The sequence below is a fragment of the Knoellia flava TL1 genome (assembly GCF_000768675.1).
GTDB lineage: Bacteria > Actinomycetota > Actinomycetes > Actinomycetales > Dermatophilaceae > Knoellia > Knoellia flava.
The window spans coordinates 77,639-100,442 of the sequence record NZ_AVPI01000087.1; the positions used below are offsets into that span (position 1 = coordinate 77,639).

Consider the following 22,804-nt stretch of genomic DNA (forward strand, 5'->3'; position numbering starts at 1 on the left):
GCCTTCGAGCGTCGTCGTGCGGTGGTCGGTATGCCGTGGACTCGCGTCGCGTGCTCACGCCGGGTGGGCGTGGCGGCGGTGGCTCGCGGAGACCGCTGCGGCCGCTGCACCGAACAGGGCGACACCCGTCAGCGCGCCCAGGCCGATCTGGAGGTACTCCACGGCGTCGTCGTCGACGCGGATCATCGTCGCCGGACCCGGGAGGTCGGCCCTCGGGGCGATCTGTTCGCGGCTGACCCTGTTCTCCTCGCTGGTCGCTCCGACGCCCCGGTGCAGCGAGCTGTCCGACGGGGTCGTGGACCCGCTCCGGTCGTTGTCGAAGCGCGAGCTGTCGGCCGGGGTCCCCGCGCTGGGCAGAGGTGTGCCGGGGTCGGTGCGGGCCTGAGCCGGGGCGAGCGTGACGAGGCTCGCGAGGCCGATGGTGGCGACGGCGGTGGCCGCTCGCCGGGTGGTGGTGGTGGTGGTGGGGCGCATGGCGCGTCCTTTCGGTGGGGACCGGTCTCCCGGTCGGTGGAAGCCGACCCGGTCGGGTGCGGCACACGACCATGGGAGCGGGACCCGGTATCAGGCCAGAACCGGTCCTCACACGACGTCCCGGACCGGGTATCAGTCCGGTGTCGGCTGCCTGCCTTCTCGCCCGACGTGGCGGTCGCTCACGTCGGCGAGTGGAAGCGCCGGGGGAGGGGGACCGGCTGGGTCGCGAGCCACTCCTCGAACGTGCGACCGCCCACCTCCGCGTCGGGACTGTGTCGTGTCACATATCGGGCAGCACCATCCACATGCTGAACGCAGCCCTAGACTCGGCCTGCGCACAGCGAGGTGCCGACCACCCATCCCGCAACCCCCAAGGACCCCACGTGAGCAAGCCGATCGTCCTGATCGCCGAGGAACTCAGCCCGGCCACCATCGACGCCCTCGGGCCCGACTTCGAGATCCGTCAGACCGACGGCTCCGACCGCTCCCAGCTCCTCCCGGCCCTGTCCGACGTCGACGCCGTGCTCATCCGCTCCGCCACCAAGATGGACTCCGAGGCCATCGCGGCGGCCAAGAACCTCAAGGTCATCGCCCGCGCCGGTGTCGGCCTCGACAACGTCGACGTCCCCGCCGCCACCCAGGCCGGCGTCATGGTCGTCAACGCCCCGACCTCCAACATCACGAGCGCCGCCGAGCTCGCCGTCGGTCTCCTCCTCGCCACGGCCCGCAACATCGCCCCGGCCAACCAGGCCCTCAAGGGAGGCGCGTGGAAGCGCAGCAAGTACGGCGGTGTCGAGCTCCTCGACAAGAAGGTCGGCGTCGTCGGCTTCGGCCGCATCGGCCAGCTGGTCGCCGAGCGGCTCAAGGGCTTCGGCATGGAGATCCTCGCCTACGACCCCTATGTCTCGGCCCAGCGCGCCGGCCAGCTCGGCGCCCGCCTCGTCTCGCTCGACGAGCTCCTCGCCGAGTCCGACTTCATCACCGTCCACCTGCCGAAGTCGCCCGAGACCCTCGGCCTCCTCGGCAAGGACGCCTTCACCAAGGTCAAGCCGACCGTGCGGATCATCAACGCCGCGCGTGGCGGCATCGTCGACGAGGAGGCGCTCGCCGAGGCGCTCGCCGAGGGCCGCGTCGCCGGCGCCGGCATCGACGTCTTCGCCACGGAGCCGACGACCGAGAGCCCGCTCTTCGAGCACGAGTCGGTCGTCGTGACGCCGCACCTCGGCGCCTCCACCGAGGAGGCCCAGGAGAAGGCCGGCGTCGCCGTCGCCAAGTCGGTGCGCCTCGCCCTCGGTGGCGACCTCGTCCCCGACGCCGTCAACGTCTCCGGCGGCGCCGTCGCCGAGGAGGTCCGCCCCGGCATCGACCTCGTCGAGAAGCTCGGCCGCATCTTCACCGGCCTCGCCGGCTCGGTGCCCGTCCAGCTCGACGTCGACGTCCGCGGTGAGATCACCGAGCACGACGTGTCGGTCTGGGAGCTCTCGGCGCTCAAGGGTGTCTTCACCGACATCAGCGAGGACCCGGTGACCTACGTCAACGCCCCACTGCTCGCCAAGGAGCGCGGCTGCGAGGTCCGCCTGCTCACCGACCCGGTCTCCGACGAGTTCCGCAACGTCACGACGCTGCGCGGCACGCTCGCCGACGGCACGACGGTCTCGGTCGCGGGCACCCTCACCGGACCCAAGCTCGTCCAGAAGCTCATCGGCATCAACGGCTTCGACCTCGAGGTGCCGATCAGCGACCACATGGCCTTCTTCTCCTACAAGGACCGCCCGGGCGTCGTCGGTGTCATCGGCCGTCTCCTCGGCGAGGCCGACGTCAACATCGGCGGCATGCAGGTCGACCGAGACGACGCCGCCGGGGCCGCGCTCGTCGCCCTCACGGTCGACAACAAGATCCCCGCCGACGTCGTCCAGGCGATTGCTTCCGAGGTCGACGCGGACGTGCGAACCGTGGACCTCGTCGACTGAGCTCCGCTGTGCCACAGCGTCGCTGACGCAACCCCCGTATGCCGTGCGCTCACCTCCCGAGGTGGGCGCACGGCATACGTCTGCGCGGGTCGGTTGCGCGTTCGACGCCGGACTGTGCTTAGGGTTGCCCGTCAACAGCACCAAGACTCAGGAGGGTTTGTGAACCGTTCGGACCTCAAGAACAAGGTCGCCGAGAGCACCGAGCTCAGCGGCGCCGACGCCGACCGCGCCATCGGCGCCGTCCTCGACGCCATCACCGAGGCGCTCGTCGCGGGCGACAAGGTGTCGCTGCCGGGCTTCGGCATCTTCGAGACGCGTGAGCGCGCGGCCCGCACCGGCCGCAACCCGCAGACGGGTGAGGCCCTCGAGATCGCCGCGAGCACCGCTGCCGCGTTCAAGCCGGCGGCCGAGCTCAAGCGCAAGCTGGCCAAGTGAGCTGAGGTCCTCGGACCTCGACGGATGCCGTGCCTCCCACCTCGGTGGGGGCACGGCATCCGTGCGTCCGGGGGGTCTCCGGACGCGGGGCAGGTGGCTGGGTTGAGACGCCGTCTCAGTGCGTGGTCAGTGCCTTCCGGATAGTTGGACGTCCTCATAACCTCGAAGGCATGCAGCGGCAGGTACTCCTCATCGCCAGCCGCGGCGGGGTCCGGTAGTCAGCACCCTCGCCGCGGAGACCCCGCGACGCCGCTGACCGGCTCGCCCGCACCAGGGCTGGAGCCGACCCACCCCCACGTACGAGATGTCGAAGGACGAGTGTTTTCCATGAGCGAAGAAGCCAAGCAGGCCCGTCAGGCACTGCAGGAGTCCCTGGACCTGCGCGACCAGGACCACACCGACGCCTGACCCCAGCACCGACGACGTAGTGCCCGTTCCGGCCCCTTCCTAGCGACGCTCGCGTCGAGTGGAGCGGCCGGAACGGGCACTACGTCGTTCTGAGCGCGTCCGGATGGTGAGCCGGATGTCCCGGATCGCGAGATGACTTCCTAGGGTGATGACCATGACCGAGAGCAGTGCCGCCGACTCCGACCGGACCGACATCGACCTTGCCGTCATCGCCGGAGACGGCATCGGGCCCGAGGTCGTCGCCGAGGGTCTCAAGGTCCTCGAGGCGGTCACCGCCGGCAGCGGCGCGAAGGTGAGCTCGACGGCATACGACCTGGGCGCGAAGCGCTGGAACGCCACCGGCGAGACGCTGCCCGACAGCGTCCTCGACGAGCTGCGCGGCCACGACGCGATCCTCCTCGGCGCCATCGGCGACCCGAGCGTCCCGAGCGGCGTCCTCGAGCGCGGCATCCTGCTGCCGCTGCGGTTCGCGCTCGACCACTTCGTCAACCTGCGCCCCGCCAAGCTCTTCCCCGGCGTCGAGAGCCCGCTCGCCGTCGAGCGCGTCGCCCCGGATGGCATCGACTTCGTCGTCGTCCGCGAGGGCACCGAGGGCCCCTACGTCGGCAACGGCGGCTCGCTGCGCACCGGCACGCCGCACGAGATCGCCACCGAGGTGAGCGTCAACACGCGCTTCGGCGTCGAGCGCGTCGTGCGCGAGGCCTTCGCCCGCGCGCAGGCCCGCCCGCGCAAGCACCTCACCCTCGTCCACAAGCACAACGTCCTCACCCATGCCGGTCACCTGTGGCGCCGCACGGTCGAGGAGGTCGGGGCCGAGTTCCCCGAGGTCGAGACCGCCTACCAGCACGTCGACGCGGCGACGATCTTCCTCGCGACCGACCCCGGGCGCTTCGACGTCATCGTCACCGACAACCTCTTCGGCGACATCATCACCGACATCGCCGCCGCCATCGCCGGAGGCATCGGGCTCGCCGCGAGCGGCAACATCAACCCGTCGGGCGAGGCGCCGAGCATGTTCGAGCCGGTCCACGGCTCCGCGCCCGACATCGCCGGACAGGGCAAGGCCGACCCGACGGCCACGATCCTCTCGGTCGCGATGCTGCTCGACCACCTGGGTCGGACCGACGAGGCGGAGCGGGTCGAGGCGGCCGTCGCGGCCGACCTCGCCGAGCGGGGGAGCGCGGTACGCACGACGAGCGCCATCGGTGACGCCGTCGCCGAACGCCTGTCATAGGCTCGGCTGCAGCCGCAGCGAGCCCGTACCGCCCCGGAAGGACCCCGACATGACCGACCTCTCGTTCACCGTCGAACGACGTCAGGACCCGGCCAGCGACGAGCGTCGCGCCGAGATCCACGCCAACCCCGGCTTCGGGGTCCACTTCACCGACCACATGGTCTCCGCGACGTGGACCAAGGACGGCGGGTGGCACGACGGTCGCGTCACGCCCTACGGCCCGATCCAGCTCATGCCGAGCGCGGCGGTCCTGCACTACGCGCAGGAGATCTTCGAGGGCATGAAGGCCTACCGCCACGAGGACGGCTCGGTCTGGACGTTCCGCCCCGAGGCCAACGCCGCCCGCATGGCGCGCAGCGCCCGGCGGCTCGCTCTCCCCGAGCTCTCCGAGGCCGACTTCGTCGGGTCGCTCAAGGCGCTGCTCGCGGTCGACGAGGCGTGGGTCCCGCCGGCCGACGGCAGTGAGGCGAGCCTCTACCTCCGCCCGTTCATGTACGCCTCCGAGGCGTTCCTCGGGGTGCGCCCCGCCAACGAGGTGACCTACTCGGTCATCGCCTCGCCCGCGGGCCCCTACTTCGCCGGTGGCCTCAAGCCGGTCACGTTGTGGATCTCGCAGGACTACGCGCGCGCCGGTGCCGGCGGCACGGGAGCGGCCAAGTGCGGCGGCAACTACGCCTCCTCGCTCGCCGGACAGCTCGAGGGCATCGAGAACGGCTGCGACCAAGCCGTCTTCCTCGACTCCGCCACCCACGAGCTCATCGAGGAGCTCGGCGGCATGAACCTCTTCTTCCTCACCAAGGACGGCGAGCTCGTCACGCCCGAGCTCTCGGGCACGATCCTCGAGGGCATCACCCGCAGCTCGATCCTGGAGCTCGCCAAGGACGAGGGCCTCACCCCCGTCGAGCGCAAGGTGCCGATCCAGGAGTGGAAGGACGGCGTCGCCTCGGGCAACATCGTCGAGATCTTCGCGTGCGGCACGGCAGCCGTCATCACCCCCGTGGGCGAGCTCCGCTGGGCCGGGGGCACGGCACCCGCAGTGGGCGGCCCCGAGGGCGGCGAGGTCACCCGTGCGATCCGGTCGCGGCTCCTCGACATCCAGTACGGCCGCGCCGAGGACGCGCGCGGCTGGCTCACTCGCCTGGCCTGACCGTCGACGTCTTCCCCGGACGGGACGCCGAGCGCCAGCGAGGTGTCGCGTCCGTGGAAGACGTCGGGTGGGCGGACGGCATACGAGGTCGTCAAAAGGTGCACCGACGAACCATTGACGGCATACGTGGTTCGGGTGTTGTCTTTCCGTCACTGATGTCCCCGGGTCAAAGGGTCCGGGAACAGACCTTTGATGGAGAGTGCCATGGCGTCTCAGGTGGACAGGACTTCCGGATCCGCGCAGGGTGACCAGCACGACGACGAGGCGATGCTCGCCGAGCTCGGCTACAAGCAGGAGCTCCACCGCGGAATGAGCGGCTTCAGCAACTTCGCCGTCTCGTTCTCGATCATCTCGGTGCTCGCCGGGTGCATCACGACCTACTACCTGGCCATGGACGCGGGCGGCCCGGTCGCCATCTCCATCGGGTGGCCCCTCGTCGGCCTCTTCGTGCTCTGCGTCGCCATGGCGATGGCCGAGATCTGCTCGGTCTACCCGACCGCCGGCGGGCTCTACTACTGGGCCGGCAAGCTCGCGCGCCGCAACAAGCGGGTCTGGGCGTGGTACGTCGGCTGGTTCAACTTCCTCGGCGAGGTCGCCGTCACGGCCGCGATCGACTACGGCGCCGCGGTGACGTGGATGGCGCTGCTCAACCTCGTCTTCGGCGTCGAGGTCTCGCTCGCGTCGACTTTCGTCGCGTTCGTCGTCATCATCGTCCTGCACGGCCTGCTCAACACCTTCGGCGTCGACCTCGTCAAGCTGCTCTCCAACGTCAGCGCGTGGTGGCACCTCATCGGCGTCGCCGTCATCGTCGCCATCCTCTGGCTCGTGCCCGACCAGCACCAGAGCCTGTCGTGGACCTTCACCGAGTACCGCAACGCCACCGGGTTCGAGGGGGAGATCTTCGGGATCCTGCCCTACGCCTTCCTCGTCGGCCTGCTCATGGCGCAGTACACCTACACCGGCTACGACGCCTCCGCGCACGTCGCCGAGGAGACCAAGAACGCCTCGATCGAGGCGCCCAAGGGCATCGTCATGTCCGTCTGGGTCTCGATCCTCGCCGGCTGGGTGCTGCTCGTCTCGGTGACCGCGGCCATCCAGGACTACGACGCCCAGCGCGCCACCGAGACCGGGTTGCCGCCGGCCCAGATCTTCATCGACGCGGCCGGCGCGGGCCTCGGCAAGACGATGCTCTTCATCGCCGCCGTCGCCCAGTTCTTCTGCGGCATGGCGTCGGTGACGGCCAACTCGCGCATGTCGTACGCGTTCTCGCGCGACAACGCCCTGCCCGGCTCGCGCCTGTGGTCGCAGGTCAACCCGCGCACCGGCACGCCGACGAACTCGATCTGGCTCTGCGTCGTCGGCTCCATCATCGTCGCCCTCCCCGCGCTGTGGAGCATCGTCGCCTATGCGGCCGTGACCTCGATCGCCGTCATCGGGCTCTACATCGCCTACGTCGTGCCGGTCTTCCTGCGCCGCACCAACCCCGACTTCCGGGTCGGCCGCTGGAACCTGGGCCGCTGGAGCGCACCCATCGGCTGGATCGCGATCGTCTGGGTCGCCATCATCGTCGTGCTTTTCATGCTCCCGGCCTACGCGCCCGGCACGTGGGGAGACGCGACCTTCAACTACGCCCCTGTCGCGGTCGGCGCCGTGCTGCTCTTCGCGACGGTGTCGTGGTTCGTCGGCGGGCGCAAGCACTTCATGGTCGACGTCCCCGAGGGGCACGACACGATCCCGCCCGCCGAGATCTTCCGGTGAGCGCAGACCGATGACGTATGCCGTGGAGCCGGTCGCGTGACCGCGCCCCAGCCGGACGTGGGGCGGCTTCCCGAAGCCGTCCTCCGGCCGGCGACGGCCAACGTCTTCGAGACGACGGTCGAGCAGCTGGCGACGGCGATCCGGCTCGGCGTCTTCGTCGACGGCGAGCAGCTGCCGCCCGAGCGCGAGCTGTCGGAAAGGCTCGGGGTCTCGCGCAACACCCTGCGCGACGCGATCGCCGCGCTGCGGGACAGTGGGCTCGTCACGACCCGGCGGGGGAGGGGTGGCGGGACCGTCGTCACCTACGTCACGCCCGAGCCGGGCTCGGTGGCGACCGCGGTCCCGGTGCGACGCGGGGCCGCGCTGGCCGACGCCCTCGACTTCCGCCGCATCGTCGAGCCCGGGGCGGCCTGGCTCGCCGCACGGCAGGAGCTCGCGGGGGACCAGCGGGCCTGGCTCGCCGAGTCGGCCGCCGAGGTGTGGGCGACGGTCGACACCCCGGGCCACCGCATCGCGGACAGCCGCTTCCACCTCGCCGTCGCGACGCTGTCGGGCTCGCCCATGGTCATCGAGTCGGTGACGCGGGCGCAGGCCGCCCTCGGCGAGCTCCTCGCCGCGATCCCGGTGCTCCCGCGCAACATCACCCACTCGTGCGAGCAGCACGACGCCGTCGTCGACGCGGTCCTGCGTGGCGACGCGGAGGCCGCCCGTGCTGCCATGGAGGAGCACTGCGACGCGACCTCGGCCCTGCTCAGGGGACTTCTCGGATGACGTCACGGACGACGAAGGAGAGCGACACATGACCGGAACCATCCACGCCGGGGGGCCACGCCAGCTCACGCTGGACGACGTGCGCGCGGGGACGGCGAGCGGCGAGATCGACACCGTCGTCGTCGCCTTCACCGACATGCAGGGCAGGCTCACCGGCAAGCGGCTGCATGCGGCCTACTTCCTCGACCACGTGCTCGAGGGAGGCGTCGAGGGGTGCAACTACCTCCTCGCTGTCGACGTCGACATGAACACGGTCGACGGCTACGAGATGTCGTCGTGGGAGAAGGGCTACGGCGACTTCGAGCTCGTCCTCGACCTCGACACCCTGCGCCGGACCCCGGGCGCACCGCACTCGGTGACCGTCCAGTGCGACCTCGCCTGGCTCGACGGGTCCGGCCCGGTGCGGCAGTCGCCGCGCGGCATCCTCCGGGCGCAGGTCGACCGGGCCGCCGAGCAGGGGTGGACGGCCATCGCCGGCACCGAGCTCGAGTTCATCGTCTTCGAGGACACCTACGCCTCGGCGTGGGACCGGCGCTACGTCGGGCTCACCGGCGCCAACCGCTACAACGTCGACTACTCCATCACCGGGGGCACGGTCGTCGAGCCGCTCCTGCGCGAGATCCGCAACGAGCTGTATGCCGCCGGCGTCACCGTGGAGGGGGCGAAGGGTGAGTGCAACCTCGGCCAGCACGAGATCGGCTTCCTCTACGACGAGGTCGTGCGGACCTGCGACAACCACGTCATCTACAAGACCGCCGCCAAGGAGCTCGCCGCCAAGCACGGGATGTCGCTCACCTTTATGGCGAAGTACGACGAGCGGGAGGGCAACTCGTGCCACATCCACCTCTCGCTGCGCGGCCTCGACGGCGAGGTCGTCTTCGCCGACGACGAGCGCGACGGTGGCCAGAGCGAGCTGCACGACCAGTTCCTGGCCGGCGTTCTCGCGACGCTGCGCGAGCTGACCTACTTCTATGCGCCGAACATCAACTCCTACAAGCGTTTCGCCGCCGGCTCCTTCGCACCCACCGCGGTGGCGTGGGGACGCGACAACCGCACCTGTGCGCTGCGCGTCGTCGGCCACGGCGCCGGGCTGCGGATGGAGAACCGCGTGCCCGGTGGCGACGTCAACCCCTACCTCGCCGTGGCAGCGATGCTCGCCGGCGGGCTGCACGGCATCGAGAACGAGCTCGAGCTCGAGCCGATGTTCGAGGGCAACGCCTACAAGGCCGACGTCGACACGGTGCCGACGACGCTGCGGGAGGCCCGCGACCTCCTCGCCGGGTCGGCGGTCGCGCGGGCGGCCTTCGGCGACGACGTCGTCGACCACTACGTCAACGCGGCCGACGTCGAGCTCCGGGCGTTCGACGCCGCCGTCACCGACTGGGAACGCATCCGAGGCTTCGAACGACTCTGACCAAGTCGCACCAGCCCCGAACGTCGCACGACGCCGAATGTCGCACTACGCCGAAAGGAAGTCCGGACCACATGAGCACCACGCACGACGTCATCAACCCCGCCACCGAGGAGACGGTGCGCAGCATCGACCTCGTCGGTGTCGAGGAGACCGACGAAGCGGTCGCGCGCGCCGTGGAGACCGGCCCTGCCTGGCGGGCGCTCGCACCCGCCGACCGCGGTCGGCTGCTGCGCCGCTTCAGCGAGGTCGTCGACGGGCACCTCGAGGAGCTGGCCCAGCTCGAGGTCGACAACGCCGGCCACACGATCGGCAACGCGCGGTGGGAGGCGGGCAACGTCCGTGACGTCCTCGCCTACTACTCCGCCGCGCCCGAGCGGCTCTTCGGCCGGCAGATCCCCGTCGCCGGCGGCCTCGACGTCACCTTCAAGGAGCCGCTCGGTGTCGTCTCGGTCATCGTGCCCTGGAACTTCCCGATGCCCATCGCCGGCTGGGGTTTTGCACCGGCCCTGGCAGCCGGCAACACCGTCGTCCTCAAGCCGGCCGAGCTCACCCCGCTCACCGCGATGCGGCTCGGCGAGCTGGCCCTCGAGGCAGGCATCCCCGAGGGGGTCTTCACCGTCCTGCCGGGCAAGGGCTCGGTTGTGGGGGAGCGGTTCGTCACCCACCCCGACGTCCGCAAGGTCTGCTTCACCGGCTCGACGACCGTCGGCCAGGACATCATGCGCAAGGCCGCGGACCAGCTCAAGCGGGTCACGCTCGAGCTCGGCGGCAAGTCCGCCAACATCGTCTTCGATGACGCCGACCTCGACGCAGCCGCCGCGGCGGCGCCGATGTCCTTCCTCGACAACGCCGGCCAGGACTGCTGTGCCCGCACGCGGATCCTCGTGCAGCGCAGCGTCTTCGACGCGTTCATGGAGCGATTCGAGGTCGCGATGCGTGACGTGCGCGTCGGCGACCCGCACGACGAGGACACCCAGATGGGGCCGCTCGTCAGCGCCGGACAGCGAGAGACGGTGCGCGGCTTCGTCGAGGACTCCGACGAGACCGTCGACGTCGCCTTCCGCGGCAGCGCCCCCGAGGGTGCGGGCTACTGGTACCCGCCGACGGTCGTCCTCCCCGGGTCCACGAGCGACCGGGTGTGGCAGGACGAGGTCTTCGGCCCGGTCGTCGGCGTCATGCCGTTCGACGACGAGGCGGACGCGGTCGCCAAGGCGAACGACACGGCATACGGACTGTCGGGGTCGATCTGGACGCGCGACGTCGGGCGAGCGATCCGCGTGAGCCGCGCCGTCGAGGCGGGCAACCTCTCGGTCAACAGCCACAGCAGCGTGCGCTACTCGACACCCTTCGGCGGCTTCAAGTCCAGCGGCATCGGTCGTGAGCTCGGTCCGGACGCGCTCGACGCGTTCACCGAGGTCAAGAACGTCTTCATCAGCACCGAGAGCTGACTCTCACCACCACGGAAAGGCTTGGCACACATGGGAACTCGTCTCGAGGGCAAGGTCGCCGTCGTCACCGGGGGCTGCTCCGGCATCGGTCTCGCGACCGTGCGGCGCTTCGCCGAGGAGGGGGCGAAGGTCGTCATCGGCGACCTCGACGACGCGAACGGCGCGACCATCGCCGAGGAGGTCGGCGGCGCCTACGTCCACTGCGACGTCACCGACAAGGAGCAGGTCGACGCGCTCTTCGCGACGGCCAAGAAGCGGTTCGGCAGCGTCGACATCGCCTTCAACAACGCGGGGATCAGCCCGCCGGAGGACGACTCGATCCTCGACACGGACCTCGACGCGTGGCGCAGGGTGCAGGAGGTCAACCTCACCTCGGTCTACCTGTGCTGCAAGGCGGCGCTGCCCTACATGCTCGAGCAGGGCAAGGGCTCGATCATCAACACCGCGTCGTTCGTCGCCGTGATGGGTGCAGCGACCTCGCAGATCTCCTACAGCGCCTCCAAGGGCGGGGTCCTCTCCATGAGCCGCGAGCTCGGCGTCCAGTTCGCGCGCCAGGGCGTGCGGGTCAATGCGCTCTGCCCCGGTCCGGTCAACACGCCGTTGCTGCGCGAGCTCTTCGCCAAGGACGAGGAGCGAGCCGCCCGGCGGCTCGTGCACGTGCCGATGGGCCGGTTCGGCGAGCCCGAGGAGATGGCCAACGCGGTGCTCTTCCTCGCGTCCGACGAGTCGAGCTTCATCACGGCCAACACCTTCCTCGTCGACGGTGGCATCTCCGGCGCCTACGTCACCCCCCTCTGAGCCCGATGGCAGCGCGACCGCGTCGGCCCGTCATCGGTGTCACGTCCTACGTCGAACCCGTCGTGCGCGGGGACTGGACCGACCAGCACAGCGCCGTCCTGCCGCACGGCTACGTCGAGCACCTCGAGCGGGCCGGCGCACTCACCGTCATCCTGCCGCCGAGGCTCGACGCCGACGACGACCTCGTGTCCGAGGTCCTGACGCGGCTCGACGGCGTCGTCGTCGCCGGCGGCGCCGACGTCGAGCCGAGCCGGTATGCCGCCCTCCCGCACGAGAGCGTGCAGGACCCCCGACCCGACCGGGACGCCTTCGAGCTCGCGGTGGCGCGGGTGACGGCTCGCACGGGCATGCCGCTGCTCGGCATCTGCCGCGGCATGCAGGTCATGGCCGTGGCGGGAGGCGGCACGCTCGAGCAGCACCTGCCCGACCGGGTCGGCCACACGGCGCACAGCCCGTCGCCGGGTGTCTACGCCTCGCACCACGTCACAGCCGTCGAGGGCACGCGGCTCGCGTCGGTCCTCGGCACCGACGTCCTCGACGTCCCGACCTACCACCACCAGGCCGTCACCACGCACCCCAGCTACGTACCGGCCGCGTGGCACGAGGACGGGACGCTCGAGGCGATGGAGGACCCGGAGCAGCCGTTCCGGCTCGGCGTGCAGTGGCACCCGGAGGCCGGCGACGACGGCCGGCTCTTCGACGCGCTGGTGGACGCATGCCGGGAGTTCGGGGAGTTGGGGTGACACTGGAGCGGTGAGAGTTCCCGGACTGGCAGTGGCGGCAGGTGGCGTCGGCCTCGCGGCATGGCTCGTGAAGGCCGGCCGCCCGATCCCCGAGGCGATGGGCGGACGTGCCACGGGGTCGCGGGCCGCGCGGATGGCTGCGTCGCCGGAGTGGTCGAACGGCCGCTTCCGCAACCAGCAGCTGCGCTTCGAGCCCTCCTCGCGCACGCTCGCGGCGAGCGTCAAGGAGCTCGTTGCCGGGCGGCAGGAACGCCACCCGGTCGGCGACGTCCCGCTCGTTCGCGAGCCGCTCGACGCCCGCCCGGACGGGACCCACGTCACGTGGCTCGGGCACTCGACGGTGCTCGTCCAGGTCGACGGCGCCGCCGTCCTCCTCGACCCCGTGTGGAGCGAGCGGTGCTCGCCCTCGCAGCAGGTCGGTCCCAAGCGGCTGCACCCGGCGCCCGTCGCGCTGCGCGACCTGCCGCCGATCGACGCCGTCGTCATCTCGCACGACCACTACGACCACCTCGACATGGACTCGGTCAAGGAGATCGCGGACCTGTGGCCCGAGGCCCGGTTCGTCGTGCCGCTCGGCGTCGGGGCCCACCTCGAGAAGTGGGGCGTCCCCGCCGAGCGCACCGACGAGCTCGACTGGCACGAGGACACCAAGGTCGCCGGGGTCCGTCTCGTCGCGACCCCCGCGCAGCACTTCTCCGGTCGCGGGCTCTCGCGTGACGGGACGCTGTGGGCCTCGTGGGTCCTCGAGGGCGAGACCGGCAAGGTCTTCTACTCGGGCGACACCGGATACTTCATCGGGTTCGCGCAGGTCGGCGAGCGCTACGGCCCGTTCGACATCGCCCTCGTCCAGGTGGGCGCGTATGACGACGGCTGGCCGACGATCCACATGACGCCGGAGCACGGCGTCGAGGCGGCCGCCGACGTCCGCGCGCCGGTCATGGTGCCGGTGCACTGGGCCACGTTCAACCTCGCCTTCCACCCGTGGGGCGAGCCGGTCGAGCGCGTCCTCGTCGAGGCGCAGCGACGCGGCGTCGACGTCGTCGTCCCGCGACCGGGGGAGCGGCTCGACGTCTCCGCACTGCCGACCGAGCCGACCTACTGGTGGCGCTCCGTCACGTGAAACCCGCTCGTGCCAAGGGCCCGGCGCTGGTTGACTTCACGCGATGAGTGACGCACCCGGCTTCTACGAGCACCTGACCTTCAACGCGCCCCTCTCGGACGCCCGAGCCGACGCGCTCGCCTCGCGGCTGGCCGCTCGCTCGCCGAGTGACGTCCTCGACCTCGGATGCGGATGGGGGGAGCTGCTCGTCCGGGTCGTCGACCGCGCGCCAGGTGCCCAGGGTCTCGGCGTCGACACCGACGAGCGCCACCTCGACCGCGGCCCGCGCTGCCGGCCTCGGCCTCGCTGAGCGCGTCACCTTCGAGAACCGGCCCGCCGCCGAGGTCACCGAGCCCGCCGACGTCGTGGTCTGCATCGGCTCGTCGCACGCGTTCGGCGAGTCGGTGGCCGACGCGCTGCCGGCGCTGCGGCGGCTCGTCCGGCCCGGGGGCTGCCTCGTCCTGGCGAGGGGACGTGGGAGGAGCGTGGCCCGAGCGAGCCGCACCGCGTCTGGGACGACGTCGTCGCCCTGCCGCCCGTCGCCGTCCTGACCGATCTCGCCGTCGCCGCCGGCTACCGGCCGCTGTGGATCGAGACGGCGAGCGAGGACGAGCTCTTCGCGGTCGAGTCGGGCTACCTTGCCGACCTCGAGGAGTGGCTCATCCACCACGACGACGCCGAGGTCCGCGCCCGCGCGGACGAGCACCGCACGCGGTGGCTCCACGGCTACCGCAACGCCTTCGGGTTCGCCTACCTCACCCTCGGTGTGCCCGCGTACTCCTGACGCCCACCTCGCGTCGTCCACAGGCTCGACCCTTGTATGCCGTCGTCCACAGCTGCGCTCGGGAGTGCCCCTCGGCGTCGTCCGCCGATGCGATGCTGGGCGCTCACAGGACCAGCCGGGGGAGAGACATGGACAACAGCACGGAGACCGACCTCGTCGCGCTCGCGGTCCGGGCGCTGGCCGCACGTCGGGGCCGCGCCTTCGACGACGTCGCCGTCATGCTGGCCCAGCGCTGCGACAGCCCCGAGGGAGCGCGCTCGGTGACCAGCGCGGTGGTCGAGTCGCTCCGGGTCGCGACAGCGGGCGTCTGGGAGCGCGGGTGGCAGCCCGCCGACGTCCACCGGATGGCGGTGCGCGGGCTCGGCGCCGCCGAGCAGGCCGTCGTCCTCGACGTCGTGTCCGACGAGCTCGGCCGCTACGCCCCCACGACCGTCGACCCGCACTGGTGGTCGCAGCTCGAGGTGCTCGAGACGCGGGTGTGGTGGCCGGCCTCCCAGTCCTGGCTCGAGGCGCGACGTCGGCGCGGCACCGACTGGCTCACCCTCCTGACGACCGCCCTCACGGTCCTGCACCTCCTGCAGACCCTGCCCGGCATCGAGCGCCTGTCCCCGCTGCCCGGCACGGCGACGCCGACGACAGCCAGGGCGTCGGGGACGACGGCTTCCGGCGTCGGAGGAATCGGGACCGGCGGGAGCGGGACCGGCGCCGCCTTATCGGGTCACGTGGACTCCCGGGTCCTCGAGCGTGTCCGCATGCTGCTCGCCAAGGCGGAGTCGACGACCTTCGAGGCCGAGGCCGAGACCTTCACCGCGGGAGCCCAGGCCCTCATGGCACGGCACAGCATCGACGTGGCCCTCCTGTCCGAGCGTGAGCCCGACGCCGGTGACGGCGCGCCCAGGGGTCGGCGGATCGGCATCGAGACTCCCTACGACGGACCCAAGGCGTCGCTCCTCACCGCCGTGGCGGCGGCCAACTCCTGCCGCATGGTGTGGACCAGGGCGCTGGGCTTCGGCACGGTCGTGGGCTTCGAGAGCGACCTCGAGTCGGTTGGGCTGCTCTTCACCTCCCTGCTCGTGCAGGCCAACACCCGGATGCTCGCCGAGGGATCGAGGGCGGACCACCGGGGTCGCAGCCGAACGCGAGCCTTCCGCTCGTCCTTTCTCACGGCCTATGCACAGCGCATCGGTGAGCGGCTGCGGGAGGTCCGTGACGCCGAGACCGAGGCGGCCGCACCCGCGGCGAGGTCACGTGGGCAGGAGCTCGTCCCGCTGCTCGCGGCCCGGACCGAGAAGGTCGAGGCCACGGTGGGGAAGTGGTTTCCGACGGTGCGCACGAGGTCGACAGGCTCGGTGCGGGACGCCGAGGGGTGGCACGTCGGCCGGGCAGCAGCCGACCGCGCGAGCCTCGACGGGAGCGCGGTGCGCGCGAGCGTGGGACGGCGCCGGAGCGGCTGACGTCGGGTCCCGGCGCCACAGGTCGCGGTCCGTCGGAGGACGCGTCGCCGACGGCCGGTGAGGGCCGGACGCCGGGGCGTCAGGTCTGCGCGGGCAGGCCGGTGTCGCGGACGAGGTAGACCCACGGGAAGGCCCGTGAGCCGACGACCCATCCGTCCTTCTCCCACCTGCTGAGCGAGCCGGACCACAGCACCCGCTTGTGCTCCCACTGGTGCGGGGTCCGGACCATGCGGTGGCGCAGCATCCCCACGCCGATGGTGTGCCATCCGAGCCGTCCGGCGATCTCGAGCTCCGACATCTCGTCGAAGGCGGTGACCGGCCCGAGCCAGCGCTCCTCGGGCTCGAGGGCGTCCTCGCCGGAGCGGCCGAACCGCTGCTGCACGGCCTGACGGCTCATGCCGAGGACCGAGCCGATGGCGGCCCAGCTGTGTCCGTCGGCCCGCGCGGTCCCGACTGCCTGGGCAAGCAGGTCCCGCGCGGCGGACTCGGCCGACGCGGTGTGCTCGACGAGTGCGAGCGGGTCACGGCTCGGGGCCGTCGCGAGGACGGCCGAGCCCACCGCCTCGACGAGGCCGCGGTCAGCGCTCATCACGACTCGGGAGCCACGCGTCGTCGCCGAGCTCGTCCGCGGTGCCCTTGCGGAAGGTCGCCGAGCCGAGGAGGTAGGCACCAAGGACCATGAGGGCGATGCACGCCCCCTGGAAGAACCCCTTGTCGAACCCGTCGCGCCCGTGGGACAGTGCGAGGGCGACGAGACCGAAGAGCACGCAGAGCATGCCGGTCGACAGCGAGGTGCCCCGGCGGGGGCGGATGTCCGGTCGTCTCGTCATGGTGTCAACACTAGGTTGACGCGAGAGTGGCGTCAACTGGGGGTTGACGCTCAGCGCGTGATGCCCTCGCGCACCATCTCGACGGTCTTCGCGACCCGGTCGGCCCGGGTCTGCTCGCGCTTGGCCTCGGTGACCCAGCGGACGTAGTCCTTGCGGTGCGTGTAGGCCATCGCCTCGAACGCCTGTGCCGCAGTGGGATCCGCGCCAAGGGCGCTGGCGAGGTCGTCGGGCACCTCGACGATCCGCGGGGTCGTGTCGGCGGCGATGCTGAACGTCACCGTGTCGCTGACCTGGACCCCAGCCTCGGCGCGGGCCGCCTTGCTGAGTCCGACCAGGTTCTCCCCGCCCATGCGCGCCAGGCGCAGCCGGACGACGCGGTCCCCGATGGTCACCCTCACCGGGAACACCTTGGCTCCGTCGCCCGTCGCCGCGACCTGATCGTCGGTGAAGACGAACCCGCCGGCGGGCCCTCGGGCCTCGAGCACGGCCGTGAGGTGCAGCGTCTCTCCCTGGGAGGGAGCGTAGCGACGGGAGGTGGGCGGACGGCATACGTTGCACGGTCCCGCGCGAGTGGAGGATCGCAGGGACCGAGGCACCGGGGATCCTCCGACCGAACCGCGTGCCAGGGCTGCGCTCGGTATGTGGACGGGCCTTCCCACATGCTGGCCCCGCGTGCCACCCTCTCCTCGTGACTCCCATGTGCGTGGCCACCGCCACCGTCATTATCGACTAGCGCGACGAACACCCGTTCGTCGCGCAGACCTCCCACACCCGGGGGGTCTTTTTCGTGTGGTCGACGACGGTGAGCCGGAGTCACCACGGGGAAGGGTCCGGCAGCTCCACCCATGGCCGCCGGGCAGCACGCGCCGGTCGAGGACGACACTGGGACACGCCGAACTCACGACACGAGAACGATCGAGGCGAGACACGAATGAGCGACCTGCACGTCTACGACACCACCCTGCGCGATGGTGCCCAGCAGGAGGGGCTCAACCTCTCCGTGCAGGACAAGCTCACCATCGCGTCCCACCTCGACGAGCTCGGCGTGGGCTTCATCGAAGGTGGCTGGCCCGGGGCGAACCCGAAGGACACCGAGTTCTTCGCCCGGGCCGCCACCGACCTCACCCTCAAGAACGCGACGCTCGCAGCGTTCGGCGCGACGCGACGGGCCGGGGGCGCCGCGTCGACCGACCCGCTCGTGCGCGCGCTCCTCGACAGCCAGGCCCCCGTCGTCACCCTCGTCGCGAAGTCGCACGTCGGCCACGTCGAGCGCGCGCTGCGCACGACGAAGGCCGAGAACCTCGAGATGATCCGCGACACCGTGACGTTCCTCCGTGGCGAGGGGCGGCGCGTCTTCGTCGACGCGGAGCACTTCTTCGACGGGTATGCCGTCGACCGCGCCTATGCGATCGAGGCGCTGCGTGCTGTCTTCGAGTCCGGCGGCGAGGTCGCCGCGCTCTGCGACACCAACGGCGGCATGCTGCCAGGTCAGGTGTGGGACGTCGTCACCGACGTCACCGCCGCGCTCGGGCTCGGCTCCGGCCCGGACGGTGGGGCCGCCGGCGACGCCCGCCTCGGCATCCACTGCCACAACGACACCGGCTGCGCGGTCGCCAACTCGATGGCCGCGGTCGACGCCGGCGCGACCCACGTGCAGGGGACGATCAACGGCTACGGCGAGCGCACCGGCAACGCCAACCTCGTCACCGTCGTCGCCAACCTCCAGCTCAAGGTCGGCCAGCAGGTGATGGAGCCGCACCGGCTCCAGGAGGCGACGCGGATCAGCCACGCCATCAGCGAGATCACCAACGTGCCGGCCTACAGCCGCCAGCCCTACACGGGGGCGAGCGCCTTCGCGCACAAGGCCGGGCTGCACGCGAGCGCGATCAAGGTCGACCCCGACCTCTACCAGCACCTCGACCCCAAGCACGTCGGCAACGACATGCGGATGCTCATCTCCGACATGGCCGGCCGTGCCTCCGTCGAGCTCAAGGCCCGGGAGATCGGGATCGACCTCGACCCGCTCAAGGACGAGGACAGCGCCCTCGTGCAACGCGTCCTCGCCACGGTCAAGGACCTCGAGCTGCGCGGCTACACCTTCGACGCCGCCGACGCGAGCTTCGAGCTGCTGCTGCGGCGAGAGATCGAGGGGTCGCTGCCCGACTTCTTCGAGGTCGAGTCGTGGCGGGTCATCACCGACAGCCAGTCCTCCGGCGCCGCCCTGTCCGAGGCCACGGTCAAGCTCACCGCCGGCGGCAGGCGGGTGCTGCGCACGGGTGAGGGCAACGGACCCGTCAACGCGCTCGACCACGCCCTCCGGCTCGCGCTCGCGACGGCATACCCCGAGATCGAGCACCTCGAGCTCATCGACTACCGCGTCCGCATCCTCGACGCCGCCCACGGCACCGATGCCGTGACGCGGGTGCTCATCGAGACGAGCGACGGCGAGACGACGTGGGAGACGATCGGCGTCGCGGCCAACATCCTCGAGGCGAGCTGGATGGCGCTCGTCGAGAGCGTCACCTACGGCCTGCTCCGCGCCGGAGTCCCTGCCCGCTGACGGGGCCTGCGACGATGTCCGCATGAGCGGACCGGGCAGCAACCTCGTGGTGCGCCCCGGTCCCGGCCTGCCCGGCGGTCTCGTCCTCGACGTCTCCGAGCTCGTCGAGCGCTTCAGCAGGTCGTCCGGGCCCGGCGGTCAAGGGGTCAACACGACCGACAGCAGGGTCGAGCTCGAGTTCGACCCTGCGGCCTCGACGTCCCTCTCGGCGACCCAGGCGGCACGCGTCGTCGAGGTGCTCGCCGACTCGCTCGTCAAGGGGCGGATCGTCGTCGTGGCGTCGGAGCACCGCTCGCAGCTGCGCAACCGGGCCGCTGCCCGCGAGCGTCTGGCCGCTCTGCTGCGAGAAGCCCTCGCGCCGCCGCCCCCGCCGCGGCGACCGACCCGGCCGACGAAGGGCTCACAGCGCCGGCGTCTCGACAGCAAGCGACGGCGCGGTGAGCTCAAGTCCGGGCGGGGGCGGGTCAGCCCGGAGTGACGTCGGGCCGACCCTGAACCCTCGTCAGCGGCCGGAGAGCACCTTCACGTCCTCGGCCTTGACGTAGCCGAAGCGGTGCCCGATCCAGACCTGGAGGTACTCCTGCTTCCCCGTGATCACGGTCTTGTCGCCGGGGAGCGAGTTGTCGAAGGACTTCGCGTAGTAGTAGTCGGCCGGGACGGTGGTGTCGGCGACGACATAGCGCTGACCCGGCTCGAGGGTGAGCACCGAGCCGTCGGGCGCAGTGACCGTGGGCTGCCCCTGGTAGGGCACCGGCGTGCCGGCATACGCGGAGGCCTCGGGATAGGCGCGGGCGTAGACCGGGACCGACGGGCGCACGGCCTCGACGACCTCGCCCTGCGACGGGACGACGTTGGCGTCCTCACCCTTCGGGCTCTTGATCCACCCGGCCGAGCCGTCCCACCAGACCTTGAGCCAGTCACCCTGGCGTCCGGCGACGGAGAACTTGTGACCGGCGACGGCGCGGGCGTCACGGTCGGAGACGTGGTCGGTGGACCCCCACACGAGAGGCGCCGAGTCGCTCGGGGCCGTGCGGACGTCGACGTAGTTGGTGCCGAAGGACGGGCAGGCCCGGCCCGGCTGCGTCTCCGTCGCGAAGCACCCGGTGAGGGTCCGAGCGTTGTCCGTGAAGCCGGGCTTGACCGTGAACACCTGGCTGGGGCCGCTGCGGCGGTCGGGCTTGATGGGGGCGCCGAGCAGTGCCATGTAGTGCTCCCAGTCCCAGTAGGGCCCCGGGTCCCACTTGTAGTTGCTCGACATGAACTCCTCGTGGCCGACGACGTGCGCCCGGTCGAGCTGGATGCCCTTCTCCTTGGCGAGGTACGACACCAGTTGGGCCGAGGAGCGGTAGAGCGCCTCGGTGTACCACGTGCCGGGCTCGCCGGCCTTGCCCTCGTGCTCGACACCGATGGAGTGCATGTTGAGGTACCAGTTGCCGGCATGGGCGGCGACGTTGCGGGTGGCGACGTGCTGGTCGACATGGCCGTCGTTGGACCGGACGGTGTAGTGCCACGACACGAATCGGTTCGGCTCGGCCTCGCCCTTGATGAGCCTGGTGCAGACGTCGTAGGTGCACTCGGTGTTGTGCACGACGAGGTAGTCGATCGACAGGTCCTTCTCGCGGTCGGCGAGGTCGTAGTTGACGTACTGCGTGACGGCGGGTCCGGTCCGGCGGTACTGCGCCTCGACGACGTCGCAGTCGACCGTCGAAGGGCACTCCAGCTCCTGGACGCCGGGCTCGAGGACCCGGTCGTCCGACACGGCCGCGGTGTCGAGCGTCGCGCCCGGGTCCGCCACCAGCGTCACGGTGTCACCGAGGTCGGTGGTCTCGGTGGCACCGGTTCGGATCACGTCGAACACGAGGCCGGCGTAGTTCAGGGCCTCCTGCCGGTCGGCGGTGCCGGCATACCGCGCGACCGCCTTGCTCCACCCGGCCGGGCCCTGCGCCGTCGTGCCGGGTTGGTACGACGCCAGCACGGCAGCCGCCCCACAGATGTTGGCGACCGGATCGGTGCGCAGCCGCTCGGCCGACAGCCCGGTCCGCTCCTGCGCGACGAGCAGCGTGCCCGCACGCGTGGGCAGCCCCGTGGCGGAGTCACCCTTGTCCGGTGCGGACACCGGGGTCACCGGTCGGTCGGTCAGGTGCATCACGCCGTAGCCGCCGGACACACTCGGCTGCCCGGCATGGTGGCTCCACCGGCCGCCCAGGTAGCCGACCCCGAGCAGCACGTCCTCCGGGACGCCGCTGACCTGCGCGGCACGGGCGAAGACCGACTGCGTGTCGTCCGCGCCCGTGAGGCAGGCGCCCCAGTCCGTGGCCGAGGCCGTCGAGGTGCTGCTGAGCGTGAGTCCGGCTGCGGCCAGCGTCGCCGCCAGCGCCCCCGCCCCGAACCGTGAAAACCTGCGCGCCATCGTCGCGACCCTTCCAGCAAGGTCCCGGGGGAGTCCCGGGCGATGGGACTATCCAACGCCGTGGAGCCTTTCCGCGTCAATGGTTGACGAAGCAAGCCGACGCGGGCAGCCGACGCGACCGGCTCAGTCCGCGACGGTGTCCAGCACGTCGATCAGCCTGTAGCGCAGGGCGTTCGAGCGCTCGGCGAACTCTCGCTGACGCTCGATGTATGCCGTCTTGCCAGCGGCCGTCTCGATCCGCACGGGCTCGACGTCGTAGCCGGAGAGGTCGTAGGGGGAGGCCTGCATGTCGAGCAGGCGGATCTGCGACGCGAGGTCGAAGCAGTCCATCGTCAGCTCGCTCGGCACGAGCGGCGACAGCTTGGTGGCCCACTTGTAGGTGTCCATGCCAGCGTGCAGGCACCCGGGCTGCTCAAGCTCGCTCTGGGACTCCCGGGTGGGCTGGATCGCGTTGCGGGACAGGGCTTCTGGGGTGAAGAAGCGGAAGGCGTCGAAGTGGGTGCACGCGATCTGGTGCCGCTCGACGACCTCGTCGGTCGCGGCCTGGCCCAGGCGCAGCGGCACCTGCTGGTGGCGCACCCCGTCCTCGCCGGCGCGGTAGACCATCGCCCACTCGTGCAGCCCGAAGCAGCCGAGGCGGGCCGGTCGCGACACCGTCGCGGTGAGCAGCCCCTTGACGAAGTCCACGGCGCGCCCGCGTGCGGCGACGAAGGCGGCGACGTCGAGCTCGACCGACCCCTCGACGACGCGATAGTGCTTCCACGACGCCCGCTCCAGCGCGGCGGCCCCTTCGAGGCGCACGCCGGGACCCGGGTGCCACCGACGCAGCTGTGACGGCGTGGTGCCGTAGTAGGAGAAGAGGAAGTCCTCGACCGGGTGCGACTCGCCCCGTCCGCGCCGGGCCCGTTGGGCCGCCGTTGCCGCGTCGACCCTCTCGCCGTGCGACTCCGCACGCGCCGTCCACGTCGCGACGCCCAGGGTGGTGGGCTCGGTGACGGTCTCGGCGTTCATGGCCCGTCAAGCGTAGGGGAGCGTGCGGGGTCCGGATTCCACCCCGCACCGTGCTG

The 22,804-nt window shown here is 71.2% G+C and carries 21 protein-coding genes; 15 read left to right on the plus strand and 6 right to left on the minus strand.

Features of this window, described 5'->3' with window-relative positions; genetic code table 11:
* Window positions 1-54 precede the first annotated feature (54 nt).
* Window positions 55-474 (minus strand): hypothetical protein, encoded by a 420-nt coding sequence (locus N798_RS16840; protein WP_035950986.1) that lies wholly within the window; start codon window positions 472-474, stop codon window positions 55-57.
* 383 nt (window positions 475-857) lie between these two features.
* Between N798_RS16840 and serA the strand changes: the two genes are divergently transcribed.
* The 13 genes from serA to N798_RS16910 all read left to right on the plus strand — a co-directional run bounded on the left by serA (window position 858) and on the right by N798_RS16910 (window position 15,937).
* Window positions 858-2,444, plus strand: coding sequence for a phosphoglycerate dehydrogenase (gene serA / locus N798_RS16845; RefSeq protein WP_035950990.1), 1,587 nt, complete (start codon window positions 858-860; stop codon window positions 2,442-2,444).
* Window positions 2,445-2,603: 159 nt separating this feature from the next.
* On the plus strand, window positions 2,604-2,879 hold the full coding sequence (locus N798_RS16850) for an HU family DNA-binding protein (protein WP_035950995.1): 276 nt from the start codon (window positions 2,604-2,606) through the stop codon (window positions 2,877-2,879).
* 556 nt (window positions 2,880-3,435) lie between these two features.
* Complete coding sequence (locus N798_RS16860; protein WP_156971792.1) at window positions 3,436-4,521, plus strand: 3-isopropylmalate dehydrogenase; 1,086 nt, start codon at window positions 3,436-3,438, stop codon at window positions 4,519-4,521.
* Between the two features lie 49 nt (window positions 4,522-4,570).
* Window positions 4,571-5,668 carry a branched-chain amino acid aminotransferase gene (locus N798_RS16865; RefSeq protein WP_035951000.1) on the plus strand — a complete coding sequence of 366 codons (1,098 nt, stop codon included), beginning with the start codon at window positions 4,571-4,573 and terminating at the stop codon, window positions 5,666-5,668.
* 204 nt (window positions 5,669-5,872) lie between these two features.
* Entirely contained in the window at window positions 5,873-7,426 is a 1,554-nt protein-coding gene (locus N798_RS16870; protein ID WP_052117484.1) for an amino acid permease, read from the plus strand.
* Window positions 7,427-7,462: 36 nt separating this feature from the next.
* Entirely contained in the window at window positions 7,463-8,197 is a 735-nt protein-coding gene (locus tag N798_RS16875) for a FadR/GntR family transcriptional regulator (protein WP_052117485.1), read from the plus strand.
* A gap of 28 nt (window positions 8,198-8,225) precedes the next feature.
* The gene (locus N798_RS16880) at window positions 8,226-9,611 is read left to right on the plus strand and encodes a glutamine synthetase family protein (protein ID WP_052117486.1); all 1,386 of its coding nucleotides are present in this window, start codon (window positions 8,226-8,228) and stop codon (window positions 9,609-9,611) included.
* A gap of 71 nt (window positions 9,612-9,682) precedes the next feature.
* A complete protein-coding gene (locus N798_RS16885) occupies window positions 9,683-11,059 on the plus strand; it encodes an aldehyde dehydrogenase family protein (RefSeq protein ID WP_035951006.1) in 1,377 nt (458 codons plus the stop codon).
* A 30-nt stretch (window positions 11,060-11,089) separates the two neighbouring features.
* On the plus strand, window positions 11,090-11,857 hold the full coding sequence (locus N798_RS16890) for a 3-oxoacyl-ACP reductase (protein WP_035951010.1): 768 nt from the start codon (window positions 11,090-11,092) through the stop codon (window positions 11,855-11,857).
* A gap of 5 nt (window positions 11,858-11,862) precedes the next feature.
* Window positions 11,863-12,600, plus strand: coding sequence for a gamma-glutamyl-gamma-aminobutyrate hydrolase family protein (locus N798_RS16895; protein WP_035951012.1), 738 nt, complete (start codon window positions 11,863-11,865; stop codon window positions 12,598-12,600).
* 10 nt (window positions 12,601-12,610) lie between these two features.
* Window positions 12,611-13,720, plus strand: a complete 1,110-nt coding sequence (locus N798_RS16900) for an MBL fold metallo-hydrolase (RefSeq protein ID WP_084100939.1) — start codon at window positions 12,611-12,613, stop codon at window positions 13,718-13,720.
* Between the two features lie 43 nt (window positions 13,721-13,763).
* The gene (locus N798_RS18545) at window positions 13,764-14,009 is read left to right on the plus strand and encodes a methyltransferase (protein ID WP_198030773.1); all 246 of its coding nucleotides are present in this window, start codon (window positions 13,764-13,766) and stop codon (window positions 14,007-14,009) included.
* Window positions 14,010-14,611: 602 nt separating this feature from the next.
* Window positions 14,612-15,937 (plus strand): DUF2786 domain-containing protein, encoded by a 1,326-nt coding sequence (locus tag N798_RS16910; protein WP_052117487.1) that lies wholly within the window; start codon window positions 14,612-14,614, stop codon window positions 15,935-15,937.
* Window positions 15,938-16,016: 79 nt separating this feature from the next.
* Here N798_RS16910 and N798_RS16915 read toward each other — a convergent pair whose 3' ends face one another.
* From N798_RS16915 to N798_RS16925, 3 genes are read right to left on the minus strand one after another with little or no spacing between them, the layout of a single operon-like run.
* A complete protein-coding gene (locus N798_RS16915; protein ID WP_035951015.1) occupies window positions 16,017-16,526 on the minus strand; it encodes a hypothetical protein in 510 nt (169 codons plus the stop codon).
* Window positions 16,516-16,767 (minus strand): hypothetical protein, encoded by a 252-nt coding sequence (locus N798_RS16920; RefSeq protein ID WP_035951018.1) that lies wholly within the window; start codon window positions 16,765-16,767, stop codon window positions 16,516-16,518. Before N798_RS16920 ends, N798_RS16915 begins: the two co-directional genes overlap by 11 nt.
* 50 nt (window positions 16,768-16,817) lie before the next feature.
* Complete coding sequence (locus N798_RS16925) at window positions 16,818-17,252, minus strand: YdeI/OmpD-associated family protein (protein WP_229708682.1); 435 nt, start codon at window positions 17,250-17,252, stop codon at window positions 16,818-16,820.
* A 446-nt stretch (window positions 17,253-17,698) separates the two neighbouring features.
* On the opposite strand from N798_RS16925, the gene cimA reads away from it, so the two are divergent.
* Window positions 17,699-19,327, plus strand: coding sequence for a citramalate synthase (gene cimA, locus N798_RS16930; RefSeq protein WP_035951021.1), 1,629 nt, complete (start codon window positions 17,699-17,701; stop codon window positions 19,325-19,327).
* A gap of 22 nt (window positions 19,328-19,349) precedes the next feature.
* Entirely contained in the window at window positions 19,350-19,805 is a 456-nt protein-coding gene (gene arfB, locus N798_RS16935; RefSeq protein ID WP_035951024.1) for an alternative ribosome rescue aminoacyl-tRNA hydrolase ArfB, read from the plus strand.
* Window positions 19,806-19,829: 24 nt separating this feature from the next.
* Here the strand turns inward: arfB and N798_RS16940 are convergent, their stop codons facing one another.
* Both N798_RS16940 and N798_RS16945 read right to left on the minus strand, forming a co-directional pair.
* A complete protein-coding gene (locus tag N798_RS16940; RefSeq protein ID WP_035951026.1) occupies window positions 19,830-21,737 on the minus strand; it encodes a peptidoglycan recognition protein family protein in 1,908 nt (635 codons plus the stop codon).
* Window positions 21,738-21,860: 123 nt separating this feature from the next.
* Entirely contained in the window at window positions 21,861-22,748 is an 888-nt protein-coding gene (locus N798_RS16945) for a hypothetical protein (RefSeq protein ID WP_052117488.1), read from the minus strand.
* Window positions 22,749-22,804: the final 56 nt, after the last annotated feature.